14 protein-coding genes are annotated in these 14,098 nt (G+C 59.7%); 8 read left to right on the top strand and 6 right to left on the bottom strand.

The window, feature by feature from the left end; genetic code table 11:
• Positions 1–108 precede the first annotated feature (108 nt).
• On the bottom strand, positions 109–1,695 hold the full coding sequence (locus tag CLU80_RS12610; RefSeq protein ID WP_099757513.1) for an ABC transporter substrate-binding protein: 1,587 nt from the start codon (positions 1,693–1,695) through the stop codon (positions 109–111).
• Between the two features lie 448 nt (positions 1,696–2,143).
• Here CLU80_RS12610 and rpmB point away from each other — a divergent pair, with 448 nt between their 5' ends.
• Together rpmB and rpmG are read left to right on the top strand one after the other, a co-directional pair.
• Entirely contained in the window at positions 2,144–2,377 is a 234-nt protein-coding gene (gene rpmB, locus CLU80_RS12605) for a 50S ribosomal protein L28 (RefSeq protein WP_007920377.1), read from the top strand.
• An 11-nt stretch (positions 2,378–2,388) separates the two neighbouring features.
• Positions 2,389–2,544, top strand: a complete 156-nt coding sequence (gene rpmG, locus CLU80_RS12600; protein WP_003177274.1) for a 50S ribosomal protein L33 — start codon at positions 2,389–2,391, stop codon at positions 2,542–2,544.
• Between the two features lie 180 nt (positions 2,545–2,724).
• On the opposite strand, the gene CLU80_RS12595 is transcribed toward rpmG, so the two are convergent.
• Complete coding sequence (locus CLU80_RS12595; protein ID WP_093429667.1) at positions 2,725–3,087, bottom strand: cupin domain-containing protein; 363 nt, start codon at positions 3,085–3,087, stop codon at positions 2,725–2,727.
• A 239-nt stretch (positions 3,088–3,326) separates the two neighbouring features.
• On the opposite strand from CLU80_RS12595, the gene CLU80_RS12590 reads away from it, so the two are divergent.
• Positions 3,327–4,820, top strand: coding sequence for an aldehyde dehydrogenase (locus CLU80_RS12590; RefSeq protein WP_099757512.1), 1,494 nt, complete (start codon positions 3,327–3,329; stop codon positions 4,818–4,820).
• Between the two features lie 188 nt (positions 4,821–5,008).
• A complete protein-coding gene (locus tag CLU80_RS12585) occupies positions 5,009–6,151 on the top strand; it encodes an MFS transporter (RefSeq protein WP_099757511.1) in 1,143 nt (380 codons plus the stop codon).
• 86 nt (positions 6,152–6,237) lie between these two features.
• On the opposite strand, the gene CLU80_RS12580 is transcribed toward CLU80_RS12585, so the two are convergent.
• Both CLU80_RS12580 and CLU80_RS12575 read right to left on the bottom strand, forming a co-directional pair.
• The gene (locus tag CLU80_RS12580; protein WP_093429670.1) at positions 6,238–7,806 is read right to left on the bottom strand and encodes a phospholipase D family protein; all 1,569 of its coding nucleotides are present in this window, start codon (positions 7,804–7,806) and stop codon (positions 6,238–6,240) included.
• 60 nt (positions 7,807–7,866) lie between these two features.
• Positions 7,867–9,288 (bottom strand): aminotransferase-like domain-containing protein, encoded by a 1,422-nt coding sequence (locus CLU80_RS12575; RefSeq protein ID WP_093429671.1) that lies wholly within the window; start codon positions 9,286–9,288, stop codon positions 7,867–7,869.
• A gap of 178 nt (positions 9,289–9,466) precedes the next feature.
• Between CLU80_RS12575 and CLU80_RS12570 the strand changes: the two genes are divergently transcribed.
• Positions 9,467–9,712, top strand: a complete 246-nt coding sequence (locus tag CLU80_RS12570) for a DUF1127 domain-containing protein (RefSeq protein ID WP_095049332.1) — start codon at positions 9,467–9,469, stop codon at positions 9,710–9,712.
• A gap of 117 nt (positions 9,713–9,829) precedes the next feature.
• Here CLU80_RS12570 and CLU80_RS12565 read toward each other — a convergent pair whose 3' ends face one another.
• Entirely contained in the window at positions 9,830–11,140 is a 1,311-nt protein-coding gene (locus CLU80_RS12565) for an NAD(P)/FAD-dependent oxidoreductase (RefSeq protein ID WP_099757510.1), read from the bottom strand.
• 147 nt (positions 11,141–11,287) lie between these two features.
• Here CLU80_RS12565 and CLU80_RS12560 point away from each other — a divergent pair, with 147 nt between their 5' ends.
• Positions 11,288–11,641, top strand: coding sequence for a YkgJ family cysteine cluster protein (locus CLU80_RS12560; protein ID WP_064389779.1), 354 nt, complete (start codon positions 11,288–11,290; stop codon positions 11,639–11,641).
• A gap of 110 nt (positions 11,642–11,751) precedes the next feature.
• Here CLU80_RS12560 and CLU80_RS12555 read toward each other — a convergent pair whose 3' ends face one another.
• On the bottom strand, positions 11,752–12,240 hold the full coding sequence (locus tag CLU80_RS12555) for an Lrp/AsnC ligand binding domain-containing protein (protein ID WP_003177284.1): 489 nt from the start codon (positions 12,238–12,240) through the stop codon (positions 11,752–11,754).
• 156 nt (positions 12,241–12,396) lie between these two features.
• Between CLU80_RS12555 and dadA the strand changes: the two genes are divergently transcribed.
• Positions 12,397–13,701 (top strand): D-amino acid dehydrogenase, encoded by a 1,305-nt coding sequence (gene dadA, locus CLU80_RS12550; protein WP_099757509.1) that lies wholly within the window; start codon positions 12,397–12,399, stop codon positions 13,699–13,701.
• Complete coding sequence (locus tag CLU80_RS12545; protein WP_099757508.1) at positions 13,673–14,026, top strand: RidA family protein; 354 nt, start codon at positions 13,673–13,675, stop codon at positions 14,024–14,026. The genes dadA and CLU80_RS12545 overlap by 29 nt, the downstream gene beginning before the upstream one ends.
• Positions 14,027–14,098: the final 72 nt, after the last annotated feature.

Genomic DNA, 14,098 nt, shown 5'->3' with positions numbered 1-14,098 from the left:
TGTAGGAGTGAGCCTGCTCGCGATAGCAATTTTCCAGTCACCGAATGGGTTGACTGAAATGACGCCATCGCGAGCAGGCTCACTCCTACAGGTGATGTGCCGGGCAGGTTATTTCAAGTTTACCTTCGAATAGTCCTGGCGGCCAAAAGGGCTTACCGAGTAACCCTGCACGTCCTTACGTGTCAGCGCATAAGCGGTCGGATGCGCCAGCGGCAGCCACAACGCCTGCTGTTGAATCTGCGCCTGCGCCTGCTCATACAACTTGGTCCGGACGCCTTGTTCGCTGGTGGTCTTGCCGGCGCTGATCAGCTTGTCCAGATCGGCATTGCAGTAGCGCGCAAAGTTGGTGCCCGATTTGACTGCGGCGCAGGAAAACTGCGGCGTGAGGAAGTTGTCCGGGTCGCCGTTGTCGCCGGCCCAGCCCATGAACAGCAGGTCATGCTCGCCCGCCTTGGCGCGGCGAATCAGTTCGCCCCACTCGATCACGCGGATTTCCGCCTGAATGCCGATTTCCGCCAGATCCGACTGCAGCATCTGCGCACCCAGGCTTGGGTTCGGATTCAGCAGGCTGCCGGAAGGACGCGTCCAGATGGTGGTCTGGAAACCGTCCTTCAACCCGGCCTTGGCCAGCAATGTCTTGGCTTTGGCGACATCGTGCGGGTAACCCGGCAGGTTCTTCGCATAACTCCAGGTGTTCGGTGGGTAAGGGCCATTGGCCGCTTCGGCGGTGTCTTCGAACACCGCCTTGATGTAGTTGGCCTTGTCGAAGGCGAGGTTGATGGCCTGACGCACCTCTGGCTTGTCCAGCGGGGGATGCTGGCTGTTGATGCCAACGAAAGCGGTCATGAACGCGTCAGTCTTTTCTACTTTCAGTGTCGGCTCTTTCAGCGCGGCCTGTACGTCCAACGGTTTTGGCGACAGGGCGATCTGGCATTCGTTGCGCCGCAGCTTTTGCAGGCGCACGTTGGCGTCCGGGGTGATGGCGAAGATCAACGGGTCTACCGAAGGCTTGCCGCCGAAGTAATCCGGGTTGGCCTTGTAGCGAATCGCCGCGTCTTTCTGGAAGCGATTGAACACAAACGGGCCGGTACCTATCGGCTGGCTGTTGAGCTTGTCCGTGGCGTTGGCCTTCATCAATTTGTCGGCGTATTCGGCGGAGTAGATCGAGGCGAAGCCCATGCTCAGGGTCGCCAGGAAGGTCGAGTCCGGGTGATCAAGAGTGAAGCGCACAGTCAGCGGATCGAGCGCGTCGATCTTCTTGATTAACGCTGGCAACTGCATCGATTGCGCATGCGGGAAGCCGCTCTGGGCGACTTTGTGCCACGGGTTGGCCGGGTCGAGCATGCGGTCGAAGCTGAATTTGACGTCTTCTGCAGTCAGCTCACGGCTCGGCCTGAAGTAGTCAGTCGTATGAAACTTCACCTGCGGGTGTAGCTTGAAGACATACGTCAGGCCATCGGTGCTGACTTCCCAGCTGTCGGCCAGGCTCGGCACGACTTTGCCGCTGGCGGTGTCGAATTCAACCAGACGGTTCATCAGCACGTCGGCCGAGGCGTTGGTGGTGGTCAGCGAGTTGTACTGCACCACGTCGAAACCCTCAGGGCTGGCCTCGGTGCAGACGCTCAGCGCGGCGGCCTGGGCCAGGGGGCTCAGCAGGAGCGGGGCGAGCAACAGGGGTAGGGCAGCGAGGCGCATGGTCGGTTTCCTTTTACAGATCGAAGGCCCATCTGCAAGTGCAGTCTGGAAAAGGCCTACCCTAGAGGTCTGGATTACAAATGACTATCCCCTTTTTGCATTTTCGGGGCACAGTGATGGCGGTTTTTCAGACCGCGGTGCGCGGTAAAAAGTCTGAATCGCCCGTAGGGACGATTTTCTGCGACGAGTGGTAAAAATCGATGCCAGCCTTTATCCAAGGCGTTCGCAGGCTGAAAAAGCGCCTTTTTGTGGATTGTTTGCACACCGAATGTTGTTGCTCCGAAGTCTTTCTGGTATAAAGCAGCGCTCTTTTCTAGGGGCCCGGTTCCTTCACTGTAGGTGTAGCCGGTAAGACCTCTAAAGAAACGCGGCGCCTGGCGCCAAATGACTGAGAGATTAAGCGGCCAACCCATGCCGGGTTGGGCATGTGGTTTTAGAGGGCTGAGGCATGTCGAGAGTATGTCAAGTTACCGGTAAGGGTCCGGTGACTGGGAATAACATTTCCCACGCAAACAACAAAACCCGTCGTCGTTTCCTGCCGAACCTGCAGCATCACCGCTTCTGGGTTGAAGAAGAGAAACGTTTTGTGCGTCTGCGCGTATCTGCCAAAGGCATGCGTATCATCGACAAGCGTGGCATCACTGTCGTGCTCGCCGAACTTCGCCGCGATGGCAAGATTTAAGGGAGCTAATCATGCGTGAATTGATTCGTTTGATCTCGAGCGCCGGTACTGGTCACTTCTACACTACCGACAAGAACAAGCGTACTACCCCGGACAAAATCGAGATCAAGAAATATGATCCGGTTGTTCGCAAGCACGTGATCTACAAGGAAGGCAAAATCAAGTAATTGATTTTTCCCGACTTACGAAAAAGGCCCGTATCTCACGATACGGGCCTTTTTTGTGGTCTCGATTTTTGTGTCGCCTGTCCTGACGCCTTCGCGAGCAAGCTCGCTCCCACCATGGAATGCGGTCAATTGTAGGAGTGAGCCTGCTCGCGATAGGGCCGGATCAGCCAGCGAAAATCCTCAAGCCTTCTGTTCAAAGATCACATAGATCTTGCGGCAAGCTTCGAGCACTTCCCAAGTGCCCCGAAACCCTGCCGGAATCACAAACCGGTCGCCAACGCGCAACGTCTTGGCATTGCCCTCGCCGTCACGCAGCACCGACACGCCCTGTAAAATCTCGCAGTATTCATGCTCGGTGTAATTCACCGTCCACTGACCCACCGCACCTTCCCATACGCCAACGCCCATCTGCCCACACGGGCTGTCGTATTGATGAAACACCGCTTGCTCAGGATCACCCTTCAGTACTTTCGCCGGGTCCGGGCGATAGCGTTCGGCTTCGCTGCTGGTCAGGCTGATGTCGACGACGTTCTGGATGTTCATTGTTGTTATCCCCCGTAAATACGGCGCGATTGGCTGGAAAGGGCCAAAGTCTATGTTGATTAAAATCAACACCGCAAGGCCGTATGACCACCTTATGTCAAATATATTGAAACAACCCCGGCCGCTGGTTTAGGGTGGCGGGTGCCTCTGGCCGAAAAACCGGCTGGCCGGGCAGAATTCCTGAGGACGCTGGCGAAGATCGCGCGGCGCTCGTATTCAACAAGCGGAGGACACTCGAAATGACCACCCTGACTCGTGCCGACTGGGAACAACGCGCCCGCGACCTGAAAATCGAAGGCCGCGCCTACCTCAATGGCGAATACACCGACGCCGTCTCCGGCGAGACCTTCGAGTGCATCAGTCCGGTCGATGGCCGTCTGCTTGGCAAGATCGCCAGCTGTGACGCCGCCGACGCCCAGCGCGCCGTGGAAAACGCCCGCGCTACTTTCAATTCCGGCGTCTGGTCGCGCCTGGCGCCGACCAAACGCAAAGCCACCATGATTCGTTTTGCCGGCCTGCTTAAGCAGCACGCCGAAGAACTGGCCCTGCTCGAAACCCTCGACATGGGCAAGCCGATCAGCGATTCGCTGTACATCGACGTTCCGGGTGCGGCGCAAGCGCTGAGCTGGAGCGGTGAAGCGATCGACAAGATCTACGACGAAGTCGCCGCTACGCCGCACGACCAGCTGGGTCTGGTAACCCGCGAGCCGGTAGGCGTGGTCGGCGCCATCGTGCCGTGGAACTTCCCGCTGATGATGGCCTGCTGGAAACTCGGCCCGGCGCTGTCGACCGGTAACTCGGTGATCCTCAAGCCATCGGAAAAATCCCCGCTGACCGCCATCCGTATCGCTGCGCTGGCTGTTGAAGCCGGTATTCCGAAAGGCGTGCTCAACGTGCTGCCGGGCTACGGTCACACCGTCGGCAAGGCGCTGGCCCTGCACAACGATGTCGACACGCTGGTGTTCACCGGTTCGACCAAAATCGCCAAGCAACTGATGATCTACTCCGGCGAATCGAACATGAAACGCGTCTGGCTGGAAGCCGGCGGCAAGAGCCCGAACATCGTCTTTGCCGATGCGCCGGATCTGCAAGCCGCTGCCGAATCCGCTGCCAGCGCCATCGCCTTCAACCAGGGCGAAGTCTGCACCGCCGGTTCGCGTCTACTGGTCGAGCGTTCGATCAAGGACACATTCCTGCCGATGGTGATCGAGGCACTGAAAGCCTGGAAGCCGGGCAACCCGCTGGATCCGGCCACCAACGTCGGTGCATTGGTCGACACTCAGCAGATGAATACTGTGCTGTCGTACATCGAATCCGGTCACACCGATGGCGCCAAACTGGTCGCCGGCGGCAAGCGCATTCTTCAGGAAACCGGCGGCACTTATGTTGAGCCAACGATCTTCGATGGCGTGAGCAACGCGATGAAGATCGCTCAGGAAGAGATCTTCGGCCCGGTGCTGTCGGTCATCGCTTTCGATACGGCTGAAGAAGCGATCCAGATCGCCAACGACACGCCGTATGGCCTGGCCGCTGCGGTATGGACCCAGGACATCTCCAAGGCGCATCTGACCGCCAAGGCACTGCGGGCCGGCAGCGTGTGGGTTAACCAGTACGATGGTGGTGATATGACCGCACCATTCGGCGGCTTCAAACAGTCGGGTAACGGTCGCGACAAATCGCTGCACGCGTTCGACAAGTACACCGAGCTGAAAGCGACGTGGATCAAGCTGTAAGCCGTTAGGAGGGTCTGTTCGCAAGAGCAGATCCTCCAGACGAGGCAGATCCCTGTGGGAGCGAGCCTGCTCGCGAAAGCGGTGTATCAGTCAGCAGATCTGCTGAATGTGAAACCGTATTCGTGAGCAAGCTCGCTCCCACATTGGTTTTGTGGTGCACATAAAAATAATCCACAGGAGCGTGGAACATGCGGTGGGCGACGTATTTCGCCGTGTTGGCGTCTGTCTTGAGTGTCGGCCTGGCCCTGGGGGTCAGCATGCCGTTGGTGTCGTTGCGCCTCGAAGGTTGGGGCTACGGCTCCTTTGCCATCGGCGTGATGGCGGCGATGCCGGCGATTGGCGTGTTGTTGGGCGCGAAGATTTCCAGCCATCTGGCGGCACGTTTCGGCACGGCGAACCTGATGCGCCTGTGCCTGTGGGCCGGTGCGCTGTCGATCGGTCTGTTGGCGTTGCTGCCGAGCTACCCGATCTGGCTGGTGCTACGGCTGATGATCGGGGTGATCCTGACCATCGTGTTCATCCTCGGCGAGAGCTGGATCAATCAACTGGTGGTCGAGAACTGGCGCGGGCGGCTGGTGGCGCTGTATGGCAGCAGCTATGCGTTGAGCCAACTGTCGGGTCCGTTGCTGTTGGGCGCGCTGGGTACCGAGCATGATTATGGTTTCTGGGTCGGTGTCGCTTTGCTGTTGCTGTCGCCATTGCTTTTGCTGGGCCGCAGCGGTGCTCCGAGCAGTGAAGCCAGCAGCGTAACGTTCAAGGAGTTGTGGGGCTTCGCCCGTGAGTTGCCGGCGATTGCCTGGGCGGTGTCGTTGTTCGCCGCATTCGAGGCGATGATCCTGACGTTACTGCCGGTGTATTGCCTGCAACAGGGCTTCACTGCCGAGATTGCGCTGGCGATGGTCAGCACGGTGGTGGTGGGTGATGCGCTGCTGCAACTGCCGATTGGTGCGCTGGCCGATTATCTGTCGCGGCGCACCCTGTTCACTGGGTGCGCAGTGATCCTGATGCTGTCGAGCCTGGCGATTCCAATGTTGATCGACACGCTGTTGATCTGGCCGCTGTGGGTGCTGTTCGGTGCCAGCGCCGGCGGGCTGTTTACCCTGTCACTGATCCTGATTGGCGAGCGTTATCGTGACGATGCACTGGTGCGGGCCAATGCACATATTGCGCAGCTGTGGGGGGTTGGCTGTCTGATCGGGCCTCTGATGGCGGGGGCGGGCAGTCAGTGGATCAGCGGACATGCGTTGCCGCTGCTGATGGCGGTTGGGGCGTTTGGACTGGTGATTCTGCTGATGCGGCAAGGTGCATTCGGTACGGTGCAAACGGCTTAAGGTCAAAAGATCGCAGCCTGCGGCAGCTCTTGCAGGGGGAATGCATTTCAACTGTAGGAGCTGCCGCAGGCTGCGATCTTTGCTTTTTAAAGCATCCGCTCAAGGCCGACAGTGGTGCTGAACCATGCGTTGAAGCGCCGCCACCAGCTCCCCGGTTCCTTGGTCAGCGTGTGCAGCTGGCCGTTGTCTTCGGTCACCCAAATGATCTGGCCATCCTGCAATTTCGCTTGGTAACTCAGCGCCGGCGCCATCCCCTGCAAGGCCAGCTCACGCACATGCTCGGCCAACTCCGGACTGTCGACCAAGACCCCGACCTCGGTGTTCCACAACACCGAGCGCGGGTCGAAGTTGAACGAGCCGATAAACGACTTCTGCCGATCAAAGATCATCGCTTTGCTGTGCAAGCTTGAATCAGAGCCGCGAAACGATTTGCTGTAAAACACATGCGGGCCACTGCCGTAGTTATCCCCAGGCTGACGGCGCAGTTCATACAGTTTCACGCCATGCTCCAGCAACGCTTTGCGATACGGCGCATAGCCGCCGTGCACCGCTGGCACATCGGTGGCTTCCAGCGAGTTGGTCAGAAGGCTTACCGAGACGCCGGCATCGGCACGACCGGTCAGGTAGACCAGTCCCGGCTGGCCCGGAACGAAATAGGCCGAGATCATCACCAGTTCTTTGCTGACGTTTTTCAACTCCGGGCCCAACTGCGTGGTCAGCAGCAATTGCGGATCCGGTTCAGCCTTGGCCAGCACCTTGCTCGGCGCGTCCCACAGCGCCTGATTCCATGCCCAGATCAGCTCTTTGCGCCAGATATCCATGCGCGGCGCAGTCTTGAATGTCATCAACTGCTGGTACAGCGCGTGATTCTGTTTGCGGGTTTCCTCCAGCGATTCTTCCAGACGTGTGCGGGTGTTCTGCAGGTCCTTGGCGGTAGGTCGGCTGGAGAGAAATTCGTCGATCGGTTTGCTCAGGGCGCTGTTCCAGTACTGGTCGAAACTGTGCCCGAGCTGCTCGGCCACCGGCCCGACACTGAGCATGTCGATGTCGGTGAAATTCAGGTTTGGCTCGGCGTCGAAATATTCGTCACCGAGATTGCGCCCGCCGACGATGGCCACACTGTTGTCCGCCAGCCACAGCTTGTTGTGCATGCGCCGGTGTTGCAGCGACAGGTTGAACAAGCGGCCCGCCGCGCGGGTGACGCCGGTGCTGCGGCCCAGATGCAGCGGGTTGAACAGGCGGATCTGGATCTGCGGATGCGCCGCCAGCGTGGCGATGATCTGGTCCAGACCGTCGCTGGTGGTGTCGTCGAGCAGAATGCGCACGCGCACGCCGCGATCGGCAGCCTTGAGCAGTTCCTCCACCAGCATTCGCGTGCTGATGCCGTCATGGACGATGTAGTACTGCAGATCGAGACTGGTCTGGGCGTTGCGAATCAGCTCGGCGCGGGCGGTGAACGCCTCGCTGCTGTTGGACAGCAGGCGAAAACCCGAGCGGCCCTGATAGGGCGCCGCTTGCGCCTGAATCGAACGGCCGAAGCTGGAATCAGCTGCCGGTAACGCCTGACTTGGCTCGCGCGGGACATCGAGACTGGCACAGCCGCTCAGGAACGAGGCGAGTAACAGCAAAGCGAGTAGGGGCTGTCTGAAGCTCACGTAGGATCATTCCGGTTGGCGGCAAGGGTCGGCATATGGACGCGGTTCTCTGGAAAAAGGTCAGTCGGCTTCCGCCAGCAATCTGACAGCGGTCGCGCCGACCTTGCGCACCGCCTCTTCGATCTGCGCTGTCGGTTTGGCAGCGTAGTTCATCCGCAGGCAATTGCGGTACTTGCCTGAGGCGGAAAAGATACTGCCGACGGCAATCTGTACGCCTTGGTCGTGCAACTCACGATTCAGTTTCAAGGTGTCGAAACCTTCCGGCAATTCGACCCACAACATGAAGCTGCCTTGCGGCCGGCTGGCGCGGGTACCTGCCGGGAAATAGCGGGTCACCCAATCGATCATCAGGTCGCGGCTGCGTTGGTATTGCGTGCGCATGCGCCGCAAATGCGGTTCGAAATGGCCAGCCTTGAGAAATTCGGCAATAGCGATCTGCGGTTGCGGCGCGGTCGAGCCGGTGCTGATGTATTTCATGTGCAACACCCGTTCAAGGTATCGACCCGGCGCGACCCAGCCAATGCGCAGCCCCGGCGCCAGGGTCTTGGAAAACGAACTGCACAACAGCACACGGCCGTCTTCGTCGAAGGATTTGATCGTGCGAGGGCGCGGGTAGGTGTAGGACAGTTCGCCATACACATCGTCCTCGATGATCGCTACGTCGAAGCGCTGCGCGAGGTTGAGGAGGGCGCGTTTGCGCGACTCCGGCATGATGTAGCCGAGCGGGTTATTGCAGTTGGGCGTGAGCTGGATGACCTTGATCGGCCATTGTTCCAGTGCCAGTTCCAGCGCTTCGAGGCTGATCCCGGTGAGCGGGTCGGTGGGAATTTCCAGGGCTTTCATGCCCAGGCCTTTGAGGGTCTGCATGGCGCCATGAAAGCTTGGCGAGTCCACCGCGACAATGTCGCCCGGTTCGCAGATCGCGTGGATGCTGGTAGACAGCGCTTCGTGGCAACCGGTGGTGATCACCAGATCGCTGGCGCTCAACTGGCAGCCGGAGTCGAGCATCAGTCGAGCGATCTGTTCGCGCAGTTCGAGAGTGCCGTGGATGTTGTCGTAATACAGACCGGGCATGTCCTGACGGCGGCTGATCCGCGCCAGCCCACGCAGCAAAGGCTTCATCGTCGGCGAGCTGATGTCCGGCATGCCACGACCCAGTTGCACGACATCCTTGCGCGGCACCGCGCGAATCAACTCCAGCACTTGATCCCACTGCGAAATCTCCACCGGGCGCTGCGCCGGACGGCCGACGGCGGGCAGCTCCGGCAGTTCGCGGCCGACCGGCACAAAGTAGCCGGACTTGGGTTTCGGCGTGGCCAGGCCGCTGTCTTCGAGCACGCGATAGGCCTGTTGCACCGTGCTCAGACTGACCCCGTGTTCGACGCTCAAGGCGCGCACCGATGGCAGCCGGTCCCCTGGGCGATAGAAGCCGTTTTCGATGCGCGTGCCGAGCAATTCGGCGAGGTTTACATAAAGGGTCATGGCGCTGCCTCGGTGCGGTGATTCGATAAACCAGTACAGATCTCGCAAAAATCGACAATTCAGTCGACAAAGCGGCAAATCTGTATGGAGTTAATACAGTGTCTTTGAATCTGTAATGGTTTTGCTCGCCCGCGCATCATGGAATCTCTGGCTACCCAAGTAAACAGGAGCATTGAAAATGAACGGCTTGAGCGATGTGCGGTTGACGTTACACGGTCAGGAACTGGCGGCAGGGCAGAAGGACAGTGCGCGCAATGAGATCATGCGCAATGCGCCGTCCGGCCTGAGTCGCTGGAGTCTGTTGTGGCATCGTCTGCACACGCGCAAGGCGTTGCTGGCGCTGACGGCGGATCAGCTCAAGGACATCGGGCTGACGCGTGAGCAAGCGCAGGAGGAGGGGTTGAAGCCTTTCTGGCGGATCTGAGATCTGTATGGTCGTTTTGGGCCTCATCGCGAGCAGGCTCACTCCTACAGGGGAACGCATTTCAACTGTAGGAGTGAGCCTGCTCGCGATTGGACCTTCAAATTCACTGCAAAACCATCAGACCAACTCTTTCATCCGATGCCACAACATCCCCAACGCCAACAGCGGCGAACGCAAATGTTTGCCGCCCGGGAAGGTGATGTGCGGCACCTTGGCGAACAGATCAAAGCCACCGCTGTGCTGCCCGCTGATCGCCTCGGCGAGCAATTTGCCCGCCAGGTGCGTGGCATTCACCCCGTGCCCGGAGTACGCCTGTGCGTAATACACATTTGGTTGATCATTGAGCCGGCCAATCTGCGGCAACCGGTTCGCGCCGATGCCGATCATACCGCCCCACTGATAATCGATCTTCACGCCAGCCAGTTGCGGGAATACTTCCAGCATCTTCGGCTGCATATACGCCGCGATGTCTTTCGGGTCGCGTCCCGAGTAATGGCAGGCACCGCCGAACAGCAGGCGGCGATCCGCCGAGAGCCGGTAGTAATCCAGCGCCACACGCTGATCGCAGACCGCCATGTTTTGCGGCAGCAGGTTGTGCGCCTGCGCTTCGCTTAACGGCTCGGTGGCGATAATGTAGCTGCCGGCGGGCAGGACTTTGCCGCTGAGTTGCGGGTTCAGATCGTTGAGATAGGCATTGCAGCCCAGCACCAACGTCTTCGCGCGCACTGAGCCTTGCGCTGTATGCACCTTCACTTCAGGGCCGTAGTCGATACGGGTTACTGCCGAATGTTCGAACAGCTTCACGCCCAGTTGCTGCGCTGCTGCTGCTTCGCCCAAGGCCAGGTTCAGCGGATGCAGATGCCCGGAGCCCATGTCGATCAAGCCGCCGACATAGCGTTTGGAACCGACCACCGTGTGCATGTCGTGGGCTTGCAGCAAGCGGGTTTCGTAGCGATAGCCAAGGCCACGCAGTTCTTCGGCGTCTTCGGCAAAGCCTTCGAGGTCGGACGGTTTGTTGGCGAGGTCGCAATAGCCCCAGGTCAGGTCGCAGGCAATCTGAAAACGCTCGACGCGCTGGCGAACGATTTCCACTGCTTCCAGGCCCATCAGTTTCATCTCGCGCACGCCGTCGGCACCGATGACGTTGGTGAACTGATCGAGACCATGACCGACCCCGCGAATCAGCTGCCCGCCGTTGCGACCGCTGGCGCCCCAACCGATCTTGTGCGCTTCCAGCAACACCACGCTGAGGCCGCGTTCGGCCAGTTCCAGCGCCGTGTTCAATCCGGAAAAGCCGCCGCCGACCACACAGACGTCGGCCAGCACGTCACCTTGCAACACCGGGTGATCGGGCTGCGGCAGGCTGCTGGCGGCGTAGTAAGAGGCAACGTGGGGTTGGCTCGCGGAGGTGAAAGCGCGGGCAGTCATAGGCGTCATCCAACGGCTAAGTGTCGAGAAAATTTGACGGAGCATAAGCCGCACGCCCGAACGTGGGCAACATTGGTCGGCCTGCGGTGTCTGGATCTCGGCTTTTGCGGCACAATTGCCGCCTATTCCTCCTCGGTCATCGCTGCAATGAGCTGCAACAGCCAGAAAATCCGCACCTTGCGCCAGCAGATTCCCTCGTTCGAGTGCGTGCCCGGCTGTCACGATTGCTGCGGCCCGGTGACCACTTCGCCGGAAGAAATGGCCCGCCTGCCACGCAAGACCCGCGCCGAGCAAGATGCGGCGATGGAAGAGCTGAACTGTGTGCACCTGGGGCCGAACGGCTGCACGGTGTATGAAGAGCGGCCGTTGATTTGCCGTTTGTTCGGCACGACCAAGACCTTGCCTTGTCCGAATGAGCGGCGCCCGGTGGAGTTGATTCATCCGCGGGTGGAGAAGCAGATATTCGAGTACATGGCGGCGAATCGGCAGGTGTTGGTTTAACGCGTTCACTCGGAACCGATTCGACGCCATCGCGAGCAGGCTCGCTCGCACATTTGGAATGCGTTTCCCTGTGGGAGCGAGCCTGCTCGCGAATGGAGCGCCAGCGATCTTCAATCCGGAATAGGTAAGCTCAAGCTCTCCTTCACCTCTTCCATCACGATATAACTCTTCGACTCGCGCACATGCGGCAGCTTCAGCAGAATGTCACCGAGCAGCTTGCGGTACGAGGCCATCTCGGAAATCCGCGCTTTCACTAGATAGTCGAAATCCCCTGACACCAGATGACATTCCAGTACATGCGGCAATTTCAGCACCGCGCGTCGGAACTCCTCGAAAGTATCGCCGGATTTGTAGTCGAGGCTGATCTCGACGAACACCAGCAAGCTACCCTTCAAATGCTGCGGATTCAGCCGGGCGTTGTAGCCCATGATGATCCCTTCACGCTCCAGGCGCCGTACCCGTTCGGTGCAGGGCGTGGTGGAGAGGCCGACCTTTTCCCCAAGTTCGGTAAAGGAAATCCGCCCGTCCGCCTGCAGGATCCGCAAGATGTTGCGGTCGATCTTGTCCAGCTCACGTTTGGTCTGAGTGTTGGTACGCATAGGGGATGCGCCTCCGTGAAAAGGGTTTTTGCCGAGAATTGTCGCCAAATATAGGCGCTTATATAGTGAAAAGCACTGGCATTTCTTTTTTACACTGCGCCCATCATTGCTCTAACAACAGACGTACGCGGCCCTGCCGCGATGAGGGATACAAAAATGCGCGTAATGGTCTTGGGTAGCGGCGTCATCGGTACCGCCAGTGCTTACTATCTGGCCCGTGCCGGGTTTGAAGTGGTGGTGGTCGACCGGCAGCCAGCCGCGGCCATGGAGACCAGTTTCGCCAACGCTGGCCAGGTATCGCCGGGCTACGCCTCGCCGTGGGCCGCGCCGGGCGTGCCGCTGAAGGCGATCAAGTGGCTGTTGCAGCGCCACGCCCCTCTCGCGATAAAAGCCACCGCCGACATCGACCAGTACCTGTGGATGGCGCAGATGCTGCGCAACTGCACCGCCAGCCGTTACGCGGTGAACAAGGAGCGCATGGTGCGTCTGTCCGAGTACAGCCGCGACTGCCTCGATGAACTGCGTGCGGAAACCGGCATCGCCTACGAAGGCCGCAGCCTCGGCACGACTCAATTGTTCCGCACTCAGGCACAGCTTGATGGCGCCGCCAAAGACATCGCTGTGCTGAAAGAATCCGGCGTGCCGTTTGAAGTCCTCGACCGCGCCGGCATTGCCCGCGTAGAGCCGGCCCTGGCGGGTGTCACTGACATCCTCGCCGGCGCCCTGCGCCTGCCGAATGACCAGACCGGCGACTGCCAGATCTTCACCACGCGCCTCGCCGAAATGGCCGTGAAACTCGGTGTCGAATTCCGTTTCGGTCAGGACATCCAGAAACTCGACTACGCCGGTGATCGCATCAACGGTGTGTGGATCGACGGCAAGCTGGAAACCGCTGACCGCTACGTACTGGCGCTCGGCAGCTACTCGCCGCAACTGCTCAAGCCGCTGGGCATCAAGGCGCCGGTGTATCCGCTCAAGGGTTACTCGCTGACCGTGCCGATCACCAACCCGGCAATGGCCCCGACGTCGACTATTCTCGACGAGACCTACAAGGTCGCGATCACCCGTTTCGACAACCGCATCCGCGTTGGCGGCATGGCCGAGATCGCCGGTTTTGACCTGTCGCTGAACCCGCGCCGCCGCGAAACCCTGGAGATGATCGTCAACGACCTTTATCCTCAGGGCGGTAATCTGGCCGAGGCGAGCTTCTGGACCGGCCTGCGTCCGACCACCCCGGACGGCACCCCGATCGTTGGCGCTACGCCGTTCAAGAACCTGTTCCTCAACACCGGTCACGGCACGCTCGGTTGGACCATGGCGTGCGGTTCCGGTCGTTTGCTGGCCGATCTGATGGCGAAGAAAAAGCCACAGATCAGTGCCGAAGGCCTCGATATTTCCCGTTACGGCAACAAGACCCAGGAGTCCGCAAAACATGTCAATCCAGCGCCAGCTCACCAATGAGCGCATGAGTCAGATCGTCAGCCACAGCGGCACCGTGTATCTGGCCGGGCAGGTCGGCGACGACTTCGACGCCGGGATTGAGCAGCAGACCCGCGAGGTACTGGCCAATATCGAGCGCTTGCTCGATCTGGCTGGCACCGACAAACAGCATCTGCTGTCGGCGACCATCTACCTGAACGACATCGAAGCACACTTTGCCGGGATGAACTCGGTGTGGGACCAGTGGCTGCCCAAAGGCGCCGCCCCGGCCCGTGCCACCGTCGAAGCGAAAATGGCCAAACCGAGCATTCTGGTGGAAATTTCCATCGTCGCCGCGCTGCCGTAACCGTTGTAAAGATCCCTCTCCCGGCGCTGTTGGCGGTTCACGTCGTCAGTCGGCGCCGGTTTTTCTTCCCAT

Origin of the sequence: Pseudomonas sp. 29, assembly GCF_002754355.1 — a bacterium.
Taxonomy (GTDB): Bacteria; Pseudomonadota; Gammaproteobacteria; order Pseudomonadales; family Pseudomonadaceae; genus Aquipseudomonas; species Aquipseudomonas neuropathica.
The sequence above is the reverse complement of the archived record's forward strand: the minus strand, read 5'-3'. Positions and strand labels throughout refer to the sequence as shown.